The sequence below is a fragment of the Acinetobacter sp. NIPH 542 genome (assembly GCF_000369825.1).
GTDB lineage: Bacteria > Pseudomonadota > Gammaproteobacteria > Pseudomonadales > Moraxellaceae > Acinetobacter > Acinetobacter oleivorans.
In genome coordinates, this window is the sequence record NZ_KB850206.1 from 1,727,046 (window position 1) to 1,751,397 (window position 24,352).

18 protein-coding genes are annotated in these 24,352 nt (G+C 39.7%); 8 read left to right on the plus strand and 10 right to left on the minus strand.

Translation table 11 applies throughout. The annotated features are described in order from the left end of the window. Nucleotides 1-23: 23 nt before the first annotated feature. From F886_RS13590 to F886_RS13630, 9 genes are all read right to left on the minus strand, one after another. Nucleotides 24-509 (minus strand): molybdenum cofactor biosynthesis protein MoaE, encoded by a 486-nt coding sequence (locus tag F886_RS13590; RefSeq protein ID WP_005306326.1) that lies wholly within the window; start codon nt 507-509, stop codon nt 24-26. 3 nt (nt 510-512) lie between these two features. Then, nucleotides 513-767 (minus strand): MoaD/ThiS family protein, encoded by a 255-nt coding sequence (locus F886_RS13595; protein WP_005306329.1) that lies wholly within the window; start codon nt 765-767, stop codon nt 513-515. Next, nucleotides 768-1,808 (minus strand): GTP 3',8-cyclase MoaA, encoded by a 1,041-nt coding sequence (gene moaA / locus F886_RS13600; protein WP_081402182.1) that lies wholly within the window; start codon nt 1,806-1,808, stop codon nt 768-770. A 228-nt stretch (nt 1,809-2,036) separates the two neighbouring features. Further along, entirely contained in the window at nt 2,037-4,310 is a 2,274-nt protein-coding gene (locus F886_RS13605) for a molybdopterin-dependent oxidoreductase (protein WP_005306335.1), read from the minus strand. A 149-nt stretch (nt 4,311-4,459) separates the two neighbouring features. Further along, nucleotides 4,460-5,089: a molybdenum cofactor guanylyltransferase gene (gene mobA, locus F886_RS13610; protein WP_005306337.1), complete on the minus strand. Its 630-nt coding sequence runs from the start codon at nt 5,087-5,089 to the stop codon at nt 4,460-4,462. Beyond that, nucleotides 5,086-7,866 carry a nitrate reductase gene (locus tag F886_RS13615; protein ID WP_005306340.1) on the minus strand — a complete coding sequence of 927 codons (2,781 nt, stop codon included), beginning with the start codon at nt 7,864-7,866 and terminating at the stop codon, nt 5,086-5,088. The genes mobA and F886_RS13615 overlap by 4 nt, the downstream gene beginning before the upstream one ends. 18 nt (nt 7,867-7,884) lie before the next feature. Continuing rightward, nucleotides 7,885-9,507, minus strand: a complete 1,623-nt coding sequence (gene nirD / locus F886_RS13620) for a nitrite reductase small subunit NirD (RefSeq protein WP_005306344.1) — start codon at nt 9,505-9,507, stop codon at nt 7,885-7,887. Between the two features lie 12 nt (nt 9,508-9,519). After that, the gene (gene nirB / locus F886_RS13625; protein ID WP_005306346.1) at nt 9,520-12,066 is read right to left on the minus strand and encodes a nitrite reductase large subunit NirB; all 2,547 of its coding nucleotides are present in this window, start codon (nt 12,064-12,066) and stop codon (nt 9,520-9,522) included. An 11-nt stretch (nt 12,067-12,077) separates the two neighbouring features. Next, nucleotides 12,078-12,347, minus strand: coding sequence for a hypothetical protein (locus F886_RS13630; RefSeq protein WP_005306349.1), 270 nt, complete (start codon nt 12,345-12,347; stop codon nt 12,078-12,080). 456 nt (nt 12,348-12,803) lie between these two features. Between F886_RS13630 and F886_RS13635 the strand changes: the two genes are divergently transcribed. Together F886_RS13635 and F886_RS13640 are read left to right on the plus strand one after the other, a co-directional pair. Further along, the gene (locus F886_RS13635; protein ID WP_005306352.1) at nt 12,804-13,394 is read left to right on the plus strand and encodes an ANTAR domain-containing response regulator; all 591 of its coding nucleotides are present in this window, start codon (nt 12,804-12,806) and stop codon (nt 13,392-13,394) included. After that, entirely contained in the window at nt 13,395-14,417 is a 1,023-nt protein-coding gene (locus F886_RS13640) for an ABC transporter substrate-binding protein (RefSeq protein ID WP_005306355.1), read from the plus strand. It abuts the gene before it with no gap. Between the two features lie 17 nt (nt 14,418-14,434). Here the strand turns inward: F886_RS13640 and F886_RS19955 are convergent, their stop codons facing one another. Next, nucleotides 14,435-14,539, minus strand: a complete 105-nt coding sequence (locus tag F886_RS19955) for a hypothetical protein (RefSeq protein ID WP_077163457.1) — start codon at nt 14,537-14,539, stop codon at nt 14,435-14,437. Between the two features lie 498 nt (nt 14,540-15,037). Here F886_RS19955 and sbnA point away from each other — a divergent pair, with 498 nt between their 5' ends. From sbnA to F886_RS13670, 6 genes are all read left to right on the plus strand, one after another. Continuing rightward, a complete protein-coding gene (gene sbnA, locus F886_RS13645; protein ID WP_003652249.1) occupies nt 15,038-16,042 on the plus strand; it encodes a 2,3-diaminopropionate biosynthesis protein SbnA in 1,005 nt (334 codons plus the stop codon). Between the two features lie 21 nt (nt 16,043-16,063). Next, on the plus strand, nt 16,064-17,077 hold the full coding sequence (gene sbnB / locus F886_RS13650; protein WP_003652251.1) for a 2,3-diaminopropionate biosynthesis protein SbnB: 1,014 nt from the start codon (nt 16,064-16,066) through the stop codon (nt 17,075-17,077). 71 nt (nt 17,078-17,148) lie between these two features. Further along, a complete protein-coding gene (locus F886_RS13655) occupies nt 17,149-18,789 on the plus strand; it encodes an IucA/IucC family protein (RefSeq protein WP_081402272.1) in 1,641 nt (546 codons plus the stop codon). 3 nt (nt 18,790-18,792) lie between these two features. After that, nucleotides 18,793-19,998, plus strand: a complete 1,206-nt coding sequence (locus F886_RS13660) for an MFS transporter (protein ID WP_005306364.1) — start codon at nt 18,793-18,795, stop codon at nt 19,996-19,998. Further along, nucleotides 19,995-23,522, plus strand: a complete 3,528-nt coding sequence (locus F886_RS13665) for an IucA/IucC family protein (RefSeq protein WP_005306367.1) — start codon at nt 19,995-19,997, stop codon at nt 23,520-23,522. The genes F886_RS13660 and F886_RS13665 overlap by 4 nt, the downstream gene beginning before the upstream one ends. Continuing rightward, the gene (locus F886_RS13670) at nt 23,515-24,285 is read left to right on the plus strand and encodes an HpcH/HpaI aldolase family protein (RefSeq protein ID WP_005306370.1); all 771 of its coding nucleotides are present in this window, start codon (nt 23,515-23,517) and stop codon (nt 24,283-24,285) included. Before F886_RS13665 ends, F886_RS13670 begins: the two co-directional genes overlap by 8 nt. Nucleotides 24,286-24,352: the final 67 nt, after the last annotated feature.

The window sequence follows — 24,352 nt, forward strand, 5'->3', positions numbered from 1 at the left end:
TATTTATCCTAGTCTTGCTTATTTCAGTGTGAGTGTTCATGGCCGGCATGATGGTGATGCTTGTGTTCTTGCGGTGCATCCTTACGAATACAGCAGCCTTCTACATAGTGACTTGTACCATCTGTAAAGAACTCTTCTTTAAACACAGGCACTTCATGCTTTACCCGCTCAACCGCTTCTTCGCATGCTTGAAAAGCTTCACGGCGATGGGCTGCATAAGCAATTGCAATGATTGCTGTTTCACCCACATCTAGATATCCAATCCGATGAACCACTCGCACATAAGATACCTGATACTTTTTCTCAATTTCCAGTTCAATTTCACGTATCATTTTTTCAGAAAGCGGTTTATACGAGGTATATTTCAGTGCTTTAACAGCTTTACCTTCATGATGATTACGAACCGTACCCATAAAAATATCAATTCCACCGCATTCAGGAAATGATTCAATAGGATCAAAGGTATCAAGGCTTAAAGCCTGCTCTTGTATACGTGCAAAATCTCGCATGGCTCATCCTCCTGCAACTGGTGATAATAAAACCAAAGTACATGGCTGACTTAAAGCTGATTGCCTTGTTATGACATTATCGCCAATAGCGCATGCACATTTTTCCATGGCCTGTGTACATTCTGGATGCAATAAAACAATTTCATCTAAGACATCTTTAACTAAAATATCGGTGGGGAAAACTAACGAAAGATTTTGTGGAAGCAATTTTTCAATTGCGCCAAATGATTCGATTTTAATTTGGATAGATTGCTGCATTTATCCCCCAAGCATATGCATACTGATTTTACGGGTTTGTTGATGTTGTAAGGCATGAAAGCCTTTGGCTTTATTCCAGATATACGGCATAACCTGATCTTTCAAGTGCTGACTATGCAGCACATGATCAGTTGAGTTCTGTGCACGTAATAGTGCCTGAAGCTGCGGCTTAATATTTAAACCCTGCTGAGCAAAGAGACAGTTATATAGCTCACCTTGCGCCGTTAGTCGTATGCGGTCACATTGGTGGCAAAATGAATGAGTAATGGTGGAAATAATTCCTAAATGGTAACTACCGTTAATCAGATATTGACGCGCTGGCTCATGTTGTTGCTCAATGACTTTTACCGAATAATACGGTTGCAACGCCTGTAAAATTTCAGCTTCACTCACCACATCTTTATTTGACCAGAGTGCATCACCATCAAGCGGCATAAACTCAATAAAACGTAGCGGAATATGATTGGCGATTGACCACCTCACCATGGGTAAGATTTGATCGTCATTTTTGTCTTTCATTAACACGCAGTTTATTTTAAAAGGTAGTCCTGCATCTTTTGCAGCTTGAATACCTTCAAGAACTGGTTCTAACTTTTTCTTGGTAAGTTCTTTAAATTGAATTGGATCTAGGCTATCTAGACTAATATTTAAATCATCTAAACCAGCATCTTTTAACTGCTGAGCGTATTTAGCAAGATAATGTCCATTGGTAGTCATTGAAATGCGTTTTAAACCTAATGCTTTTAAAGCTTGTAAATCACGAACGAAATGAACAATGCCTTGACGCATTAATGGTTCACCGCCTGTAATACGGATGCTTTCAATGCCTTGTTGCACCATAAAACGACAAAACTGAAAGAGTGCCTCAAAACTAAGCAAGTCTTGTTTATTTAACCATTCAGGATGTTCAGGCATGCAATATACACACTTAAAATTACAGCGATCAGTTACCGAAATTCGTAACTTTCGCTTGATACGCCCATATTGGTCTTGCAAAAGCATTGGCGCAGTTTCAGAGTGATATTGTTTCATTATTTGCACTCATATCGAGAACAGTTCAAATATTGCAAGCACTCATTAAGAGCAATTAAACTTGTAAAATTGCGCCTTAGTAGTGCTCTGATTTTTATGCAAAATTTGTTCCAATTCTATTTATCATCCATAACTTCTTCGGTTTTTTGATAGACCTTTGACTGCACCACTTCACTGTAATTTTAAAACTGTATAAAGTTGGTGCAGCATTAATCTCTTATTTGCCTTACATTATTTCTAGCACTTTTCTAAGCGGATGGGTACATATTTATGGTACGGCGTTTTAGATAATGGATCACAATGTTCAGCGGAAATCAGTCGATTTAATTGTGGTCCAATGGGTTCACCATCTTGAAAGCGCATGCCATAGCCATGTGGAAGTGACACCACACCTTTTCGCATTCCCTCATCAAAATCTACAGTAACCTGAATTTCTCCATGTTGTGAAATACATTTGATTTGATCACCCATAGCTACACTTAAGGCCTCTGCATCTTCAGGATGAATTCGTAAAGCTCCTTCAGCATCTACTTTTCGCCATGCTGGGTCACGGTAAATTTGGTTGGCGTTATAACTACGTCGCTCACCTGATAAGAGGATAAAAGGAAACTCTTCTATATTAACGTTATGGCTTTTCAAGCTTGCGAGCTCACTTAACATCTCTGGAATAGCAAGTCGTATTTTCTTATCTTTATAAGCTACCAGTTTCCAGATTTCGTCATATTCATGTTGCGATAACACGACACCTGAGCGTTGCTTTAAAATTTGTTCAAATAACCGAACGCCTAAAGTTAAAGGGTTACCTTTGTAACCTGCACGGCGTACAGCTTTGGTGTGTAAAACAGCATATTGAATCGACAGTGGTAATAAAAAAGCAACTGAACCAGCTGATTTTTCTAAGTGTTTACCTAAAGTGCGATAGAGAATTGAGGCTGCAAAAGGAATGTATTTTTTATTTCGTGCAAAAGTAAGTCCTAATGCCGACAAGTACGGTAAATAGGCTGTTTTTTTCGAGTCGACTGAAGCTATTTTTTCTAAAATTGGAAAGCGTTTTGGAATCACCTGCATAGCTTCAAGTAATCGTGTATAAATTTCTGCCTCTGGCAAAGTATTCGCTTGAGCGGTCAATACAGGATGACGTAGGTGAAAACCATTTTTAGGAAACTCAAGATTAAAACCAGTAAATTCCCATTTTTCAAACTGGGTATGCGCTGGCAAAATGTAGTCAGCAAGCCTAGCGGTTTCCGTCATGGCAACATCGACCACAACCAACAAATCTAATGATTTAAATGCTTCCTCATAAGCTGGTGTATCAGGATAAGTTAATAACGGATTACAGCTATCTACAAAAACTGCGCGAATTCGCTTTTCCCCTGCTTTTAAGATTTCATCGGGTAAAATATTAGGTGGGAAGAACCCAGAAATCGGGAACATTTTATGGTAAACACTCCGTCTATATTTCGGCTTTCTTTCATCTGTATCACTTAAGATTGGAATAAACATGGTATGCAAATTATTGGTACCCTGCTTTCCAAAATTTCCAGTCACTAAGTACAGTAGTTTTTCTAAATATCCGTTTAATGTCGTGTTTAAAGTATGCTGAATACCTAAATCAATACGTACACAACCTCTTTTAGCTTTGGCAAAATCTCGAACCACTTGGTAAATCAAGTCGACTGGAACATCTGCTTTGGCAATATAGTCTTCAATCGGCACACGACTAAATGCTGCTTTTACGTCTTCAAAACCTTGTGTGTGCTGCTCAATAAACGCTGCATCATAAAGATTTTCTTTAATAATGATTGCAATCATCGCTGACATTAAAAAAGCATCTGTTCCGGGTTTTAGCTGCACGTGAATGTCTGCTTGTTTGGCTGTTTCAGTAACACGCGGGTCGAACACCACCATGGTTCGATTCGGATCTTTCTTAATATGTTTTAGCGTGTCTCTTGCGTTAGGAATGCCATGGGCCTGAAAAGGATTTGTTCCAATAAAAAGAACGTAATCGGCATATTCAACATCTTCTGTGGTATGGCATGCCTGACTGCCGAACAAACGCCCATTGAGCCAGAAATCACCCGTTTTTTCTTGAGCAAGTGAGTTATAAGCATAATAACTTTTCATGGCCAACAAGAGCTGTCGGCCATATGCTGCACCGAGATGATTACCTTGACCACCGCCCCCAACAGAAGCAAAAGCAGTCCCGCCAAAATTATCTCTAATATGTACTAATCGATCGGCAATTTCTTGTATGGCAACATCCCAACTCACTTCTTGAAATGAGCCATCTGGTTGGCGTTTTAAAGGTGCAGTCAACCGGTCTGCGTGTTGCTGATAGTGCTGTAATCTAGCAGCTTTTTGGCAAATGTAGCCTTGAGAAAATGGATGTTCGGGATCACCTTTAATTTTGAGAAACTGATTATCTTTAATTTCGACACTTAAACCACAGTTCCTAGAACACAAAATACATGCGGTTACATCTGTTTTATTTTGCTTCAGCGCTTCAACCATGCCCTTTGACTCCCTTTATTTTTATACATTTCAATGCAACGAAATATCAAGTTCCAAAATAGAACTTAAACAATAAATAGTCAACCGCACAAAGATTAAAAATGTGGTTCACTCGACCAATGTAAATTTTAAACCGCTAATATCCGAAGTTAATTTGCTGTAAAAATTTCTTTAAATGCTTTGATTTGTTTGTATTGCTGAAGCTCATCCAATGAATTAATACTATGAAAAAAAAGATTCTGTTTTTGAAATATAGCGACTTGTGCATGCAAAAGCTTAAAGCACTCTTTCAAACTTAATCGTTGCTTTTCAATTTGCTCCGTTATGTTAATGAGGCTTTCACGTTTTAATAAGCAAAATGGATATAAGGCATCTCCATTAATTGAAACATAGGCTGCCTGAGCCTGTTTATTTTTCCGAAGTGCGCCATGTAATTTGGCAACGACTTGCGTAGGGATATAGGTCACATCACAAGGAATAAACAAAACATAGTCTGCGCTTACATTTGACCATGCACTTTTCATTCCCATCAGTGGACCGAAAAAACCGGAAGCATCGTCTTGATAACATTGAATGTCAGGCACAATACTTTGATAAATTGAATAATCACGATGACTATTCACCCAAATTTCAGACACGGATGATCTTAATTTCTGATGAATTTTAATGAGTTGAGTTTCACCATCAAATTGCTGTAACAACTTATTTAAACCATTCATACGGCGGGCTTGTCCGCCTGCCAGAATGACCAGATCAGTTACGGGATACCCCTTATTCACACTTCCACCTCCTGTTGGCAAGCTTTAATCAAGCCACGGATTTCAGGTAAACATGAACCACAATTACCACCTGCTTTTAAACAAGCCGTCACTTGTTTTTCATGAGTAATATTTTGAGTTTTGATTACATCTATAATTTTGTTCTTACCTACTTTAAAACAACTACAGACTAAAGGTCCGTCATTATTTGTAGCAGACATTGGCATGCCAGCCAGTAATGCTTTTCGGTGTAACGCACTTAAACGCTCGCGTTTAAACAGACTTGCCACCCAATCACGATCTGGCAATAATTCTGGCGGTGCAATATATAGACTTGCAATTACAATGCCATCTTTCAAAACAACGCTATGACTTAATTGTGATGAAATATCTTCAATACTCAGCCATTCAAAAGTTTCATCTGCAAACGGCAAGAAGCTTTTTAAGTTCTTTTGAGTGTCATGAAAAGTTTGACGGTCTGCAAGTTCGTAACGGTTAGTTTTCAACATTTTGACCTTGTTCCACCATGCACAGTGTTGTAGCGATTCTTGGATATACGAATCGTATCCTTCACGTACATAAAGCACACCCTGCCAAGTGGTATAGAACTGTTGAATGGTGACAGGTGTATGTTTGAACTCGGGTTCACCTGAAATTGCATCAACTTCTGGATTAACAACTTTACCAATACGCGCATCGGACGCAACTTGTTCAGTCCAGTGAATTGGTGCAAAAATTTGCCCACGACGCACACCCGATGAGAAGGTCACACGTAGTACACAACTACCCCATTTCGAACGAACTTCTACCAAGCCTTGATCACGAACACCAAACTTTAAGGCATCACTCGGATGAATCTCACAGAATGGTTCAGCGCGATGACTAGTCAAATTTGGTGACAAACCAGTACGCGTCATGGTGTGCCATTGGTCACGAATACGCCCTGTGTTTAAAATGAGTGGATAGTCTTCTGAAACTGCATGTACTGGATCAATTGCAACAGTTGGGATCAGTTTTGCCTTGGCATTTTTATGACTAAACTGTCCTTTCCCAAACAGTTGTTGAACGGCTTTAGCGTCTTGGTTTTTATTCCACACTGGCCATTGCACTGGTTGTAGAGCATCGTACTCAGCATTACTCAGATCCATTAAACCTTTTAGATTGAAATAACGAAAATTATTACTTTCTGAACGAGCATTTATGTCTGTATTGTCTTGTGCAGATAACGCTGCATGCTCATTAAAAATATCAACAGCACTATTAAAGTCAAAACCTTTAAAGCCTAATTTTTTCGCGACTTGACTCACCGACCACCAGTCTGCTTTTGCTTCACCCGGTGCAGGTAAAAATGCGCGTTGACGTGAAATACGGCGCTCAGAGTTAGTAACAGTTCCATCTTTTTCGCCCCAACCTAAAGCGGGAAGCAAAACATCAGCATAAGCAGTAGTATCCGTATCTGCGCAGATATCTGATACAACGACCAATTCGCACTTTTCTAATGCACGTTTAACTTGATCGGCATCTGGCAAACTCACGACTGGATTGGTCGCCATAATCCAGATGGCTTTAATTTTTCCAGTTTCAACGGCACGGAAAAGATCAACTGCTTTTAAGCCAGCTTGAGTCGCAATAAATGGACTATCCCAAAAGGTTTGCACTACTTTTTGATGTAGTGGATTATCTAAGTCCATATGCGCTGCCAGCATATTGGCTAAGCCACCAACTTCTCGACCACCCATCGCATTGGGTTGACCTGTCATCGAAAATGGTGCAGCACCAAGCTTTCCAATTTTGCCGGTCAGTAAGTGGCAGTTAATAATACTGTTGGCTTTATTTACGCCCTGACTTGATTGATTCACCCCCATTGAAAATAGGGTGATTACTTTTTCAGTCTGTGCAAATTTTTCAAAAAACTGCTGTAATTTATCGAGTGCAATTCCCGTACGCTTTACCACATATTCGATATCAGTTTCTGGCTGACTGCTTGCCAAAACTTCTTGCATACCTTCAGTATAGGCATTCACAAAGGTCTGATCGGCATGACCATTTCCATATAAATATTGAAATAAGCCATTAAATAAAGCGACATCTTGGCCCGGTAAAATCGGCAAATGCAAGTCCGCTTGTTCACAGGTACTGGTAAAACGTGGATCAATCACCACCACAAACATATCTGGATTTTGGCTTTTAGCCTGCATAATCCGTTGATACAGCACAGGATGGCACCATGCAGTATTAGAACCAACCAATACCACCATGTCTGCATGTTCAAAATCTTCATAACTTGCAGGGACAATATCCTCACCGAAACTACGTTTATGGCCCGCAACCGCAGATGACATACAAAGCCGTGAGTTAGTATCGATATTTGCAGTGCCCAAATAGCCTTTTACAAACTTGTTCACCACATAATAGTCTTCAGTCAAAAGCTGACCTGAAACATAAAATGCAATGCTGTCACGACCATATTTGTCGATACAAGATTGGAATTTATCAGCAATTTTATTGATTGCCGCATCCCATGTCGTTACCACCCGATCAGCTTTGCGCCCCATCATTGGTTGTAAAACACGTGTTTCCAATCCTAAAGTATCCGCCAAACGGCTACCTTTAATACATAAGCGTCCAAAGTTGGAAGGATGCTCAGCATCCCCTTCAACTTGTACCAGAGGTCCTTGCGGTTTTTGTTGGACATTTACGCTAACACCGCAACCCACCCCACAATATGGACATGTTGTTTTGATTGTTTTTGCAACATGGTCGGAGCTATCGATTTCAACGCTTGGAATACTGTTCATAACTGCTCCTTTCCCTATTTAGCCTGCATTTTTTAATGCAAAATCTCGACCAAATAGCAGCTTATTTCTAAATGATGAGACTGGGGTTTGGTCTGCAATTAACTCTGCATACCACATGCCATCTTCAGTATCACCGAACAGTACTGCACCGATTACCCGATCACTTTGGATAATAATACGTTTATAAATCTGGCGTTTTTCATCGTTTAAAATAATGTCTTCATAATCATTTTTCGGTTCAAAATTGCCTGCCGAGAATACATCAACACCGCTGACTTTTAACTGAGTCGGTACAGTCGGTGCTTTAAAAGTTAAGCTGCCATGTTCTGCCAAATGTGTCGCGCAAATAAAAGCTTGGCCCCATAGTGGCTCAACTAAACCAAAGGTCTGTCCACGGTGTTCAATACACTCACCCACCGCGTAAATACTTGGGTCAAACGTTTGCATGGTGTCATTCACCAACACACCTCGATTGCAGCGTAGACCAGCACTTTGTGCCAAAGTAATATTCGGACGGATACCTACAGCAAATACCACAAGGTCAGCATCTAACACTGTGCCATCTTTCAAACGGATTTGTTTAACATGACCATTTTCATCACCAATTAATGCTTCAGTATTGGCTTCGGTAATGATTTGAATGCCTTTTTGTTCAATACTATGGCGTAGTAACTGGCTCGCACGACCATCAAGTTGACGCTCCATAATACGGTCCATCAGATGCAATACTGTCACATTCATACCGCGTTGTTTTAAACCGTAGGCCGCTTCTAAACCAAGTAAACCACCACCAATCACCACTGCATTGGTTTTTGAACCGCAGTATTCAATCATGGTGTTAACGTCATAAATATCGCGGAAAGTTAAGACACCTTTTAAGTCGACACCTTGAACTGGTGGAATAAACGGAGCCGAACCTGTCGCCAAGATTAAACGGTCATAATCTACTGTCTGGCCTTTTTCGGTGTAAACCACTTTACGAGGGCGATCAATTTTTACCGCTTTATCACCTGCAATAAATTTAATGCCTTTATCGTCGTACCACTTTGGTGGATGCAACATAATATCTTCAATAGTTTTTTCACCCGATAAAACCGGAGACAACATAATACGGTTATAGTTACCCCATGGTTCTTCACCAATCACCGTAACTTCATAACGGTCTGGTGCCATATCAAGTAAATCTTCTAGGCAACGCATTCCTGCTAAACCATTACCAATCAATACCAGTTTAAGTTTGTCTTGAGACACACCTGTATTGGTAATATAAGTTTTTTGCGGCACCGCATTGACCCAAACACGACCATCAACAATTTTGCTCGGGTAAACCGCCAATTTTTGGTCTTTATCTTCTAAACAACGGCCCGTTGCCAAACTAAAATGTTGTTTATAGATTGGTGATGCAATAACACGCTCACCTTGCAAATCACCAATAATGCCGCGGCTCATCACATTCGCTTGGCTAAATGGATCTTTATTACTCAGCACGTAAACACGTTTTTCATGTCCTACACGAAAGATTGCTACAGCTTGGTCACCCACTAGTGCACCTGCGCCAGTGTTTGGGGTTAAATCATCGAGTGCACACACATCAATCCATTGATCATCAGGAAGCATATTTTTGTCTTGTACAATATTCATATAAGTTCTCCTTTATGCTTCAACCATTGGAATACGGTCTTCTGAACGTTCAGCTTCGGTTAATGGACGGATTTGACCGCGTTCAGTTGTAAATTGAATGTGCGGATCAGCCTGCTCATTTGCACCTGCGTTGATATACGTTTGGAAGCGTTTACGAACTTCAGGATTTTCTACCGCAGTACGCCATTCGTCTTGATATGTGCCAATAATGTGTTCCATACGGCGCTCAAGCTCGGCAGCCAAACCAAGAGAGTCCTCAACGATCACAGATTTAAGGTAGTCTAGACCGCCTTCCATGTTGTCACGCCATACACTGGTACGTTGTAAACGGTCTGCTGTTTGGATGTAGAACATATAGAAACGGTCGATGTAACGGATGAGCGTTGCTTTATCAAGGTCAGATGCAAGTAACTCGGCATGACGCGGTTTCATACCACCGTTACCACATACATAAAGGTTCCAACCCTTTTCAGTGGCAATCACGCCTACATCTTTACCTTGCGCTTCCGCACACTCACGTGTACAACCAGACACAGCCATTTTTAATTTATGTGGTGAACGCAAACCTTTGTAGCGGTTTTCAAGCTCGATCGCCAAACCAACCGAATTGTCTACACCGTAACGGCACCATGTGCTACCCACACAAGATTTCACTGTACGTAACGACTTACCATAGGCATGACCAGACTCGAAACCAGCAGCATTTAACTCTTCCCAAATGAATGGAAGCTCGTGAACCTGCGCACCGAACATGTCAACGCGTTGACCGCCAGTAATTTTGGTGTACAGGTTATATTTCTTCGCAATTTGACCAATGGCAATCAAACCATCTGGAGTCACTTCACCACCAGCCATACGTGGTACAACTGAGTAAGAGCCATCTTTTTGAATGTTACCCAAGTAGTAGTCATTACTATCTTGTAGACCTGCATGACTTGGCTCAAGTACGAAATCGTTCCAACAAGAAGCTAAGATATTTGCAGCAGTCGGTTTACAGATGTCACAACCCAAACCATGGCCGTGTTGGTAAATTAAATCATCAAAAGTTTTGATTTCATTGACACGAACCAAGTGATGTAACTCTTGACGCGAGTACGGGAAGTGTTCACAGATATGGTTATTTACAGTCACACCTTGACGTTGTAACTCTGACTTTAAAACTTGAGTCACTAATGGTGCACAACCACCGCATGCAGTTGCTGCTTTGGTGCATTTCTTTAATGCACCTAAAGAGGTCGAACCATCACTAATCGCTTGGCAGATGTCCGCTTTTGATACGTTATTACACGAACAGATTGTTGCACTGTCAGGTAGTAAATCGACTCCGCTACCACCAGATTTTCCTGCCGACTGCTCAAAGCCTGGCATGATTAAACTTTCAGGCACTTCCGGTAAAGCCAGACCATTTAACATCATTTGTAAAAGGTCGTTGTACTCTTTTGCATCGCCCACCAAAACTGCGCCCAGCAATTTGGTTTTATCCGCATTTACAACAATCTTTTTATAAACCAGCGCATGCTCATCTGCATAGAAATAGCTTAATGCACCCGGAGTCATGGCATGTGCATCACCAACAGAGGCTACATCCACACCCATGAGTTTCAACTTGGTGCTCATGTCTGCGCCAGCAAAGCAGTTACATTCCTCATCGGAAATATGTTTTGCTGCAATACGTGCCATGTCATAGCCCGGTGCAACCAAGCCATAAATTTTATTTTGCCAAAGCGCACATTCACCAATGGCATAAATGTTTTGATCTGAAGTTTGGCAGTAATCATTAATCACAATACCGCCACGCTCACCAATCGCGAGTCCACTATTACGTGCAAGCTCATCACGTGGACGAATTCCCGCAGAGAATAAAATCACATCTGCTTCAAGCTCGCTACCATCTGCAAATTTCATTACATGAGTTGTGCTGTCACCGCATTCAATAGATTGCGTCGCTTTTTGTATATGAACTTTTACACCAAGATCTTCAATTTTACGGCGTAAAACTTTACCACCTAAATCATCAATTTGAACTGCCATTAAACGTGGTGCAAACTCAACAACATGTGTTTCTAAATCTAAATCACGTAAGGCTTTTGCAGCTTCAAGTCCAAGTAAACCACCACCAATCACTACGCCTGTTTTTGCATTAAGACTCGCAGCACGAATCGCGTCTAAGTCTTCAATCGTACGGTAAACAAAACAGTTTTCACGGTCATTACCCGGAATTGGTGGAACAAAGGCATAAGAACCTGTTGCCAACACTAATTTGTCATAGCTAATCACATCACCATGGTTGGTTGTGACTGTTTGCTCAGCTGTATCAATTGCAGTTGCTTTTGTATTAAGACGTAAGTCAATACCATGAGCATCGGCAAAGTCAAAACGTGCTAAAGATAAATCTTTTGCCGATTTCCCAGAGAAATATTCTGTCAAATGCACGCGGTCATAGGCGATACGAGGTTCTTCCGCGAGAATCGTGATTTCTAGTTCATCATCTGCTTTTTCTAAAATGGCTTCGATGAATTTGTGGCCCACCATACCATGACCAATCATTACCAATTTCATAGTTTTTCTCCTCAAATCACGTTGCTTTTAAGCTGCGTTATTCCGTTCTCAAATAGACATTGTTCTTTTGCTTTGTGCTCTATCGAGAAATGAATCAAGCCCACAAGGCGTATAGCTGCTTGAAACCAATTTTTTTCACTCGTTGACGACACCCAATGCACAGCAAAATCAAAAAAAGAAATAAAAAAAGCGAGCCCCCTCTTAAAGAAGGCTCGCATCGCTGGAACTGAAAAATTAAATAATTCAGATGTAACTTTTTTATGCAATAAAAATAAAGACATGACCTTCACTCCGACTGAACGTAACTTCTTTGTATGTGCGGTTGCACTCACAAACTCGATCAGAACGGACATCGTTGGCCGTCTTTAAAACTTATGGTCGTCTTCGACCTGTAATTAAGTAAGCACTTTACATGCCAATATTTAAAAAAATTTAATCCAATAATACTTTTATATTTAATTTCATATAGATATAAGTTTTTAATAGGTAATTAAAGAATCAAATCTTATTTTTCTTGCTCTATCACTGCACATTTATGTGGTTTAAATAAAAATAAGCTTTGCCACAAAATGAACCGTATTTTTGCACCAAGATCAAACACACCAACTCTTTAGCATCCAAAATTGCCACTAAATCTCGATTTTTGAGTAGTTTTGTATGGCACTAATTTTGCTTAAAACCCAGTAACAAAAAACGCGTCGAATTGGCGCATTTTCTTAGCCTGATTTTCTGAACTTATGCCAAAACTCAAAATAGCCCTTATTGATGATGATCATGCGCGAGCGGACTATATAAAAAACAGTCTGCTTGAAAATGACTTTGAAGTGGTCGCTTGCCTTACTTTGGATCACTTGAATATCTTTCGTCTTGAAGATTTACAAGCCGATGTAATCTTGCTCGATATGGATCATCCTCACCGCGACATTATTGAAAGCTGTGTCAGTAGCTATGATCTACCGACTGTCCTGTTCACTAAAAATTCAGATAAAGACACCATCAAACAAGCCATCGATGCAGGAGTAACTGCTTATATTGTAGATGGCATAGACCCTGCCCGCTTACATACCATTTTAGAAATCTCAATTGAGCAGTATAAAAAGCATAAAAAACTCGAAGGTGATTTAAAAGAAGCTCAAACCAAACTTGCTGACCGTAAGGATGTTGAAAAAGCTAAAGTTCTACTCATGCAATTGCATGGACTACCTGAAGAAACTGCATTTCAGCTTCTTAGAAAAAATGCGATGAGTCATCGAATTACGATTGGAGAAATGGCACGGCGTTTACTTGACGCTCAAAAATTACTTGGCAACCAACTAAAGGATGAATAAATGAGCATATTAGAAAAGACTCAATTACAACTCGGCTATATTCCTTTGCTTGATTGTCTTGCATTACTTTGGGCAAAACAAAGGGGCTTCTTTGAAGAAGTTGGTTTAGACGTTACTTTAGTTAAAGAAGCATCATGGGCAAGTCTTCGAGACCGTTTGGCTTTTGGATTATTAGATGCAGCACACTGCTTATCTGCAATGTTACCTGCGGCGGCTGTAGGCACAGATCAAATTGGCACGCCACTGCAAACATCACTGGTTTTAAGTGAAAACCGTGCTTTCATTAGCTTAAGTCAAAAACTTACTCATCAACTTGCAATTAAAGAAAATGATACAGCTCAAATAACGGCACAGAAAGTAGCGAGCTATATTGAACAAGGTCACTCTATTTCGTTAGCGCATGTGTTTAAGCATTCCATTCATCATTATTGTTTAAGAGAATGGTTGGCTTTAGCAAATCCAAAAATCGCGCAGTCTATTCAGCTCAAAACATTACCGCCACCATATATGGTCGAAGCACTCGATAAACATGTGATTGATGGTTTTTGTGTGGGTGAACCTTGGAATACCCAAGGTGAGCTTCTTGGTTTAAGTAAAATGATCTGCTCAAGCCAAAACATTATTCCTCCTGTGGCTGACAAGGTTTTAGCCGTAACACAGGAATGGGCAGAGCAACATCCAAAAACACTAGTCGCGCTCACCGCAGCAATTATGAAAGCCCAACAAGAATTGAGTGAGTTCCAAGACTTTGCTCCAATTTTAAAGTTATTGGTTGAGTTTGAAATTGTTCGTTTTCATTGCTCAGAAGAAGTGCATGTCGATAAATATTTTAAGATTCAGGAAATTGTTCGACATTTAGTAAAAGAAAGTGCGCTGCCAAAAGTAGAAGACTTTTATTGGCTGCTTGAGCAAATGCAAAAGTGGGATGAACTTCAAATCGACCAAGCACAAATCACAAGCTTGGGAGCTCAATGCATTAATCTTGAGGCTTATGAACAAGCCAAACAGCGATATTCTTCATAAGCTATCTAAGAGTCAAATCAGCATAAAAAAAAGCTGTCTTTTATAAAAAAGACAGCTTGAAAGACCCATAAGACAAAATGCGAAACACGCATTACTATATTTTCTAGGCTCAACTGATCCATTGAAAATATAGCGCTTATGGAAATGATCATATCTATCTAACCATATCATTTTCAGACATTTTCATATCAATAACTGCCACTTGATCAATTTAGTTAATCATTCTCAGCCTGTTAAGAAAGTACTCAAATATTCCTCTCTTTTTATGCATAAAACCTCTCTATGATCTCTACAAAATAGTGATACACAAAGTATGTGGTTCAGATCATAAATTTTATTGCTTCAAAGTAATTTCAATCATCCGTCTTAATTAGATTATTTTTTTAGCTAAAAAGTAATTTATTGCCTATCTAGTTATATTTAAAACATTTATTAATTTCTCACTTTATAAAATATAAATATTACGATTCAAATAATTACACAAAAAAAATTAGTGAAAAATCCTATAAGTCCCCCCTATTTTAAGTTACAAACCGCAACAATCATGGCGCAAATGGTAATAATAATTAAATTAATAATCATTATCATTAACATCACATAAAAATCTGAGAAGATCTACCATGATCCATGAAAATATTCTCGACTGCATAGGTAAAACGCCACTATTACAACTATCAAGGCTATTCACGCATCAATCGATCTCAGTGATTGCGAAAATGGAATTGTTAAACCCAGGAGGAAGCATTAAAGACCGTCCAGCATTATTCATGCTACAGGAAGGCCTGAAATCGGGAGTGATTAATAAAGATAGTCATATTGTTGAAAGTTCTTCAGGGAACTTAGCGATTGCGCTTGCAATGGCTTGCAAAATATATGGATTAAAATTTACTGCTGTTATTGACCCGAAAATTGCCTCAGCAAACCTACAAATGCTGAAGCTCTACAAAGCCAACATCGAAATGGTCTCTGAAAAAGACCAAAACGGTGGTTATTTAAAAACCCGAATTGATACCGTAAAACGTCTCTGCCAACAACTGCCCAACGCTGTCTGGATTAACCAGTATGCAAATCCAAACAACTGGAAAAGTCACTACTTTGGTGAAGCAGAAGAAATCCTAAATCAAATTGATCGCAAGATTGATTACCTCGTGATCGGAGCAAGCACCTCCGGCACGATTATGGGCGTGTCCCGTCGCCTTAAAGAAAAGTTCCCAGAATTAAAAGTGATTGCAGTCGATATTGTCGGCTCTGTGCTGTTCGGTGGAACATCTGGTCCACGTGAAATTCCTGGCATCGGTGCAAGCACTGTCCCACCGCTACTCTCTCCCGATGAAATTGATGATGTCATTTATGTGGATGACTATGAATCGGCAGTCGGTTGCAGAGAACTTCTTGAACATGAAGGAATCTTTGCAGGCGGCTCGAGCGGCTCATCTATTTCAGCCATAAAAAAACTCATTCCAACCATTCCCGAAGGTTCATGTGTCTTAACGCTGCTGCCTGATCGAGGCGACCGTTATCTAGATCTCGTTTATGCAGATGAATGGTTCGAAATGATCAAGAAACGTCACTTCAATCGAAACTTACGACGTCAAGAAAACCTTACTTTACAAAATGTTGTTTAACTTTCTCCTTAGGAAATATTCATGAGCAATTTGGCCACCCTTCGTTATCTTAGTCAATCAGATTTATTAAATCTTGGCGCAAATCATAGCAATTCATTTATTGAAGCGATTACTGAAGGTTTAACCCTGCATGCAAATAAACAGTTTGTACAACCCTTAAAACCTTACCTCCGCTGGCAAGGTGCAGACCATATTGCTGACCGTATTATTGCAATGCCTTGCTATTTAGGTGGCAATGACCCGATTGCTGGAATCAAATGGATTGGTTCAAGACAACATAACCCTAAAAAATTCAATATTCCACGTGCTAGCGCGCTGATTGTTTTAAATGACTCAGAAACCAACTATCCAGTTGCAGTAATGGAAGGCAGCTTAATCAGTGCTATGCGAACTGCTGCAATTACGGGTGTTTCGATTAAGTACTTAGCAAAAAAAGACTTTTCTGACATTACCGTGATTGGCTGCGGACCAATCGCTCAAATGCAGATTAAGACTGTGCTTGAACAGTACGCTCAAGTGAAAAAAATACATTTATTTGATGTGAATCCTGAAGCGGCTGAAAAACTCAAAGCGTTGTTCTTATCGGAATATCCACATCTAGAAATTGAAATTCATGACAGTGCCAAATCTGCGATTCAGCAAGCAGATGTCCTCATTACCTGCACAGTTTCAGATAAGCCTTACATCCCATTTGAGTGGCTTAAAAAGGGCTGCTTTGTTTCAAATATTTCAATTATGGATATTGAGCCTGAAGTGTTCTTAAAAGTGGACAAAGTTATTGTGGACGACTGGGACCAATCAAATCGAGAAAAGAAAGTCATCAACGTACTGGTTGAAGATGGCTTATTCAGTCGTGAAAAACTACATGCTGAACTTGGCGACATCATTATTGGTCATAAAAACGGCCGCGAACATGAAGATGAAATCATTTTGCTCAATCCAATGGGCATGGCGATTGATGACATTGTCTGCGCTAAGTGGTTCTTCAATGCCGCACAAGAACAAAACGTTGGCACGGTTCTACCGCTTTTATAAGAATAGGAATAACTAAAATGTTAGATCGGATTTACACCACCCAACTACAAAAAACGATAGATGCTCTCTACATGGAGAATTACGGAGATTTTAGAGATCATATTTCCTATAAAAAGCCTTATCTGGCAATTACTCTCAATGATGAGTTGGAACTCTATTTCAACTGTTTAAAAGTAGATGGTGTAAATCCTTTCTATGTTACCCAACCCGAAGTTTTGCTTCATAACCTGTTGAGCAATACAACTTCTAAAATTTCTATTTCTGAAGTTTTTACCTATTTAACCAAAGCATCTTGGTGGCCTTCACCACACCATAAAAAAGCGATTGATTACTGGCTAGATAACTTAGTAACAGCTGAAAAAATTCCTCAAATTTTACAGTCAGCCCTTTCATTTTCTTCGCCTTTAATGACCAGTGAATTGCTATCGCTGGTCGCTGACCGTCCATTTCATCCGTTCGCTCACTCAAAAGGTGAACTTGCATCACTCACAACTCAAAAAGAAATTGAGGTGTATTGGTGGGCATTTAAGAAAGATGACGTGATCAATAATATGGAGTCAATTCCTCACAAAGAGCTTCTGTTATCAGAAGTTGAGGAAAGTCTGATTACTAACAAAATGGCTCAGCTTTCAGATGACTACATAGCCCTGCCTTTATTAGAGACGCAACATCGCTATTTAAAATTTCATGAAAATAAGTATGAAGGTATTGACCTAAACCATGTCACCACCATTGGTTTACCGACATCTTCTTTAAGAACGCTTATTCACAATGCCAACCCTACTCTGCATTTAAAACTCTCGACCAATGCCAAAACATTAGGTGCAATCCGCTCCATGCCAGGCCGTTATTTAATGAATGGTCATACGGCGTATGATTTTTTAAATGAAGTCATTAATGAAACTGCTCTAATAAAAAATCGTCTCTTTTTGAGTAATGAAACGCATTGGTGGGTGCTGGGTAAACAAGAGCCAATTGTAAAAAATTTAGGGGTGATTGGCTGCCAAGTCCGACATTTACCCGACTTTTGCCAAGACAAAAACGTCACGCCAATCACCATGTCAGCTTTAAGCTGTACATATGTCGACCCATGGGAAACTTTAGGCGTTGAAGGTGACAAATGGTCATTATTAAAAGACTTAAGTGTTCATTTTATTCAAACATTCTTAACGCTTTGGTCGAAAGGCATCATGCCTGAATGCCACGGGCAAAATACCATGGTGTGTTATGAAAATAATAAGTTGAAATGCTTTATTTTGCGTGACCACGATACCTTAAGAATATGTACGACAGCCATTGAACAAAATGGTTTTACACCTCCGGTTTATACCATTGATACCAGCACGCCAAACAATCTTATCTTTACTCAAAATGAAGACTTATTTAATTACTTCATCACTCTAGGAATTCAAATTAACCTCTACCCGATTGCTTTAGCTACATTGAAATATACCGATCGTACAGAAAGCGATTTTTGGGAAATGGTTCAAGACATTATTCAAGATTTTGTAGAAACCCAACCCATTTCAGAACAAACAAAATCACAAATTCAAACCTATCTTTTTGACAATAAGACTTGGCCATTCAAACAGCTACTTACGCCTTTACTTGCACAAGAAAGCGACTCAACAGGCATGCCAAGTAGAATCGGAACCACGCCAAACCCTTATCAGAGCTTATCTATTTCTAGCTATGAGACCATGGATATCTAAATCATGCGCTCATCTCGCCTAGATCATTTCATTATTTTGCTCTGTCAGTTTTTTTCCACTTTTGGGCTCATGGTGCTTATTCCAATCATGCCGCTCTATATGGAAAAACTGACGGCGCATATGAGTGCTCCCACTATCTGGGCAGGTTTGGCACTCGCAGCTCCAGCCATTGGCAGTTTATTTACAGCACCGATTGTGGGCCATCTATCCGACACATTCGGCCATAAAAAAGCCTTGTTACTTTCTCTGACTGGCTTCTGTATTTCAATACTGCTCATGGCAAGCGCCCAGCATTTATACCTATTTATTTTCGCGCGAATTCTACTCGGTTTTTGCGGTCTTTCCGTGATTTTAAATGCTTATGTTTCATATCTTTCCAATGAGCAACAACGAGGCGCCGCTTTTGGACAACTGCAAAGTAGTGTCGCGCTAGCTTGCCTATGTGGTCCCGTACTCGGCGGGATATTTATGGATCAATGGCGGGTTGAAGTATTACTCAACGCGACAGCTTTTGTTGTGATGACACTCATTTTGATCGCGTCATTTGTACTAACCAAGCCCGTGAAAACCGAGGCGCCAAAAACCAAAGAGAAATCTAAGCTTCCAGCTTTCTTTGATAGAACAATTTTTTCATGGTTAAGCGCGGGCATTTTGGTTCAAGCCGGTGGCTTTGGTTTGGTGTCTTGCTTCGTTTTATACATTAGCGAAATAAGCCAAAGCACTCATTCATCGTTATCTGCTGCAAGTTTAACTGGAACAATTCATGCGCTTTCATGGGGAGCAGCCTTTATTGCTGCAACCTATTGGGGAAAAAGAAATGATGATAAAGGAGATTCTTTTAATAACTTCATTTACGCATCTTTAATTTGCGGTATCACGATTTTCGCATTGATCTGGGTTTCGAATATTTGGCTAGTTCTTGTATTACGACTCATACAAGGCTTTTGCTTTGCAGCCCTGATTCCTTCGATCTTACACACAATTTCTCTAAAAGCTGGCGCTCAAAGCCAAGGAAAAGTGATTGGCATTTCTAACAGTGCCTTTGTCTTAGGACAGCTTATTGGCCCAATCACCATCACGCTCACCTACTCATTTTTCAATATCACCGCGGCATTAATCTGCACCTCACTATTTTTCATCGGTGCGGGGTTAGTGGTGATTTTGAACAGATTCTTAATGGATACAATTTTAGAAGAGGCACAAGAATGAACTCAATTATTACAACAGATGCATGGTCTTATAAACTTTTCGAACAGTACCTGAATACTTTCTTTCGTGAACTTAAAGTGAATCTTGAAGAATGCATTATTCCCTCTCAAAACTCTCCTTTATTCACTCTATATGCAGAGCAACCAGACACCCTGTATTTTGCTTATACATTTAATGCATCTAACACGGTTGTTTATGGCGCAGTTCAGCACTTATCGACCACTAGCTATCACAGATATCAACGTGGTTTTGTACTGCAAAACTTAAACGACAATTCGTTTGACTCGCTCACCGACCCTAAAAAATTAGTGAAGCTGATTACAGATGAGTTGAATAGTCTATTTAAAGACAAGAACCAAAATAAAAACCTGTACTCCGATATTGCCAATAGTATCGAGAACACAAAATTCTTTTTAGAAAATAGACCGCCCCAAACAGCACTTAAAGCGTTAAGCGGTTTTCAAGCAACCGAACAAGGCATGTTATATGGGCACCCTTTTCATGTGACCTCTAAAGCCAATTTAGGTTTTTCTAAAGAAGACATGAAAAAGTATAGCCCTGAGTTAGGTGCAAGTTTCCAAATCCACTACTTTGCAATTCATTCTTCTTTAATCCAAAAACTCGTAAGTGAAGAACAGCCCTCTCACCGTATTGAAGATGAAGTTTTAGAAGTTGCAAAAGAGCGTTTGCAAGACAACCTAGCAAATTATGAGTTAATGCCAACTCACCCTTGGCAAGCCAATTTCTTACTTCAACATCCATCTTTAAAGAAACATTTAGACAGCCAAGACGTGATCTATCTGGGAGCTTTAGGTCAAACGGTGTGGCCGACCTCATCCGTTCGCACGGTGTGGTTACCTCAATCGAACCTATTCTTAAAACTCTCTATTGATGTACGAATTACCAGTTTCATTCGTAATAACCCAATGGATGAAATGGAGCGTGCCATTGATGCGAGCAAAATTATTATTAATCACAAGATTAATGGACAATATCCAGACCTTGTGATTCTGCCGGAGTTAGAAGCGAAAACAGTCAAAATTCCAGAGCTTGAAAGTTCATTTGGCATTATTTATAGAGCGGGACTTCCGCCAGAGGTATTAGAAAATACCCGAATGCTCGGCGGCTTGGTTGAAGAAAACGAAAACCATGAAATCCCGCTTTTAAGCTTTATTCAGCAAGCAGCACCGAATCAAAACTTACAATCGAACGATGCCAAAGATTTCATTACTTTTTGGTGGAAACAGTACGTTAAAGTTTCACTCCTTCCATTAATTGAGTTGTTTGCAAATAAAGGCATTAGCGTAGAAGCGCACATGCAAAACAGCTTAATGGAATTTAAAAATGGCTATCCACACCGTCTTATTCTTCGAGACATGGAAGGCATTAGCATTGTTCCAGAAATGATAGAAGACGACTCATCTATTTCTGAAGATAGTACCGTTTGGTTCTCTCAAAAAGATGCTTGGACCTTTTTAAAATATTACCTCGTGATCAATCACATTTCTCATCTCATCAGTGCAATTGCACGCGTTACGGCCATTGAAGAATCTGAACTTTGGCAAGCCACCCGCCTTACGCTCACACAAGAAAACTTTAGCGCCAAAGGTCAGCAGTACCGCGATTTATTAATTCATTCACTCACATTACCAATTAAGGCAAATATGTTAAATACGCTCTACCACAGTGGTGGTAATCCAATCTGGATTGAAGTTGAAAACCCTATTTATAAATATCGCGGCGCAGAAGCACTTTGCCCTCTTCAACCAACACAACAAACCAATTATAAAACCCTTGCGGAAAATCGCGTGATGGGCCAATTATTAGAAGCACTTATTTTTGAAAATACTTTTAAATACGATTTTTCTAAAAGTCAGATCAAGTTCTATATTTCCGATACCGTTTTTTATACTTGCACGGCCAAACGACATTTCAGTTTTAAACGAATTAAGTTAGATCCTTCAAGCTTAGTTCGTTCTGATATTACTTTAGGCACTGAAACTCGCCCTAACTTAAAAATACTACTTGCCGACCTAAAAAATATTATTGAAGCAGACCCAGTTAAATGGCAAAACTTTAATGATGAACTCTATTTAACTTATGTTAAACATGCGCAAACTTTAAGCCAAGCACCTGCTCAACCTTTAAGAACTTTGCCTTACCTAGAACAAGAAGCACGAATTACCAATGCGCATTTATATCACCCGAGTTTTAAGTCTCGTATCGGCTTCGATTTAAAAGAAAACCAAAAATATGCACCAGAGCTTTCTGAAGGTTTTACGGTTCAATGGGTGGCGACTCATAACAGTTTATGCAAACTGGTTTTAAGTGAAACCATTAACTTAGAACAGCTTTATAAACAGCATTTTTCAGAGAAAGATCTGCAAACTATCAATGATCAATTGAAAGAGCAAAATTTAGAGTTTAAAAATTATATCCTTACCCCAATTCACCCATGGCAGTGGGATAAAATTATTGAATTATATTATCAAAATGCGATTAGCAACCAACTGATCATCCCGTTAGATATTGAGGGTCCGACTTACTTACCACAGCAATCGATTCGAACCTTATCGAATATTAGTGATATCTCGGCGCTTTCTCTTAAATTGGCAATGAACTTAGTCAATACTTCTACCTCTCGTGTATTGGCACCACATACCGTTCAAAATGCGGCAAAAATGAGTGACTGGCTTTATAACATTGTTGAACAAGATCATATTTTAGAAAAACAGCGCAAGCCTGTTATTTTAAGAGAGATTGGCGGTCTTTCAGTTAACCAGCCGATTGCTTTACCTGTTCAATACGGCGCACTCGCCTGCATTTGGCGCGAAAGTATTTACAGCTACTTAAAAGAAGGTGAATCGGCCACGCCAGTAACAGGTTTAATGCAAGTTGATACAGACCACAAACCTCTCATTGATGAGTGGATTCAAGAGTACGGTATCGAGTTCTGGTTAGAAAAATTACTCACCAATGCTTATTTACCAATCATGCATATTTTATGGTGCCACGGCCTCGCTTTAGAATCACATGCGCAAAACATGGTACTGATTCATAAAAATGGCTTACCTGTTAAAGCTGCCTTGAAAGATTTCCACGATGGAATTCGTTTTAGTCGTCATCTTTTACGTGAGCCGGGGCTTTTACCTAACTTGCAAGATGCACCAAAGGAACATGCCAAAATTAACCCGAACTCTTTCTTAGAGACCCACTCTCCAAATGAGTTAAGAGACTTTACTCAAGATGCACTTTGGTTTGTAAATCTGGCTGAGTTAGCAATTTTCTTAAATGAACATTATGACTTCGATGAAATCAAATTCTGGACCATGTTAAGAACCCTCATCAATCAGCATAAAGAAGCTCATCCAGAGTTTAGCGAACGATATGAATTGTTTAACTTTACAGATGACACTATCGATATTGAACAGCTCGCAAGCCGCCGTTTCCTTCCGGAAATTCGCTTAAGAGTACAAACCACACCCAACCCGCTCAGCCTTATTAAGGAAATTGAATATGAATAAGCATTCGATTTCTTTTAAGAAACGAATAGCAAATGGCGAGACGCTCTACGGAATATTTTGTTCCGTAGCTTCTCCAATTAATGTCGAGCAACTGGCACTTGCGGGCTACGATTTTATTATTATCGACTTGGAACATACTTTATTTAGTACGTCTCAAGTCGAGACCATGATTTTAGCCGCTAGAGCCATGAGCCTCGATGTATTTATCAGAGTGCCTTTAAACGCGAACCACCTTCTTTTACCTCTGCTCGATGCAGGGGTAACGGGCATTGTATTTCCACGTATTGAAAATGCTCAGCAAGCACAAGAGGCGGTGAACTATTGCCACTATATGCCGCTTGGGCAAAGAGGACTGAATTCAACTAGATTAAATCGATACGGCATGGACGATTTAGCGAGTTTTGTACAACAGGCCGTAAATGAGACAGTTGTCGTTGCCATGATTGAAAGCTTAGAAGGACTAGAGCAGCTAGATGAAATTTTAAAAGTCGAAGGCATCGATATTATTCTTGAAGGTGCTGCTGACCTTTCCCAATCGATGGGAATGCCGTGGCAAACCAGCCATCCAAAGGTCAAAGAGAAAGTTCAAGAAATATATATGAAGACTAAAAATAGTCAAAAGCATTTCTGTGCTATTCCCCGCCAACCTGAAGATATTGAAGCGTGGAAACAACAATCTGTTCAGCTTTTTGTACTCGGTGATGATCGAAGTATTATTCGCCGTGCCCATCAAAATCACCTAAATACTTTTAAAGAAATCTAATTACTATTCAATTTTTGGGGGAATAGACATCTACTCCCCTAATTCATTGAATAAATTTCAAATATAT

Coding starts and splice junctions, on each gene's coding strand:
- F886_RS13590 (WP_005306326.1), bottom strand. CDS start 509: ATGCGAGATTTTGCACGTATACAAGAGCAGGCTTTAAGCCTTGATACC.
- F886_RS13630 (WP_005306349.1), bottom strand. CDS start 12,347: ATGTCTTTATTTTTATTGCATAAAAAAGTTACATCTGAATTATTTAAT.
- F886_RS13640 (WP_005306355.1), top strand. CDS start 13,395: ATGAGCATATTAGAAAAGACTCAATTACAACTCGGCTATATTCCTTTG.
- F886_RS13670 (WP_005306370.1), top strand. CDS start 23,515: ATGAATAAGCATTCGATTTCTTTTAAGAAACGAATAGCAAATGGCGAG.
- F886_RS13660 (WP_005306364.1), top strand. CDS start 18,793: ATGCGCTCATCTCGCCTAGATCATTTCATTATTTTGCTCTGTCAGTTT.
- F886_RS13605 (WP_005306335.1), bottom strand. CDS start 4,310: ATGGTTGAAGCGCTGAAGCAAAATAAAACAGATGTAACCGCATGTATT.
- sbnA (WP_003652249.1), top strand. CDS start 15,038: ATGATCCATGAAAATATTCTCGACTGCATAGGTAAAACGCCACTATTA.
- F886_RS19955 (WP_077163457.1), bottom strand. CDS start 14,539: ATGGATCAGTTGAGCCTAGAAAATATAGTAATGCGTGTTTCGCATTTT.
- F886_RS13595 (WP_005306329.1), bottom strand. CDS start 767: ATGCAGCAATCTATCCAAATTAAAATCGAATCATTTGGCGCAATTGAA.
- sbnB (WP_003652251.1), top strand. CDS start 16,064: ATGAGCAATTTGGCCACCCTTCGTTATCTTAGTCAATCAGATTTATTA.
- F886_RS13665 (WP_005306367.1), top strand. CDS start 19,995: ATGAACTCAATTATTACAACAGATGCATGGTCTTATAAACTTTTCGAA.
- nirB (WP_005306346.1), bottom strand. CDS start 12,066: ATGAAATTGGTAATGATTGGTCATGGTATGGTGGGCCACAAATTCATC.
- F886_RS13635 (WP_005306352.1), top strand. CDS start 12,804: ATGCCAAAACTCAAAATAGCCCTTATTGATGATGATCATGCGCGAGCG.
- F886_RS13655 (WP_081402272.1), top strand. CDS start 17,149: ATGGAGAATTACGGAGATTTTAGAGATCATATTTCCTATAAAAAGCCT.
- F886_RS13615 (WP_005306340.1), bottom strand. CDS start 7,866: ATGAACAGTATTCCAAGCGTTGAAATCGATAGCTCCGACCATGTTGCA.
- nirD (WP_005306344.1), bottom strand. CDS start 9,507: ATGAATATTGTACAAGACAAAAATATGCTTCCTGATGATCAATGGATT.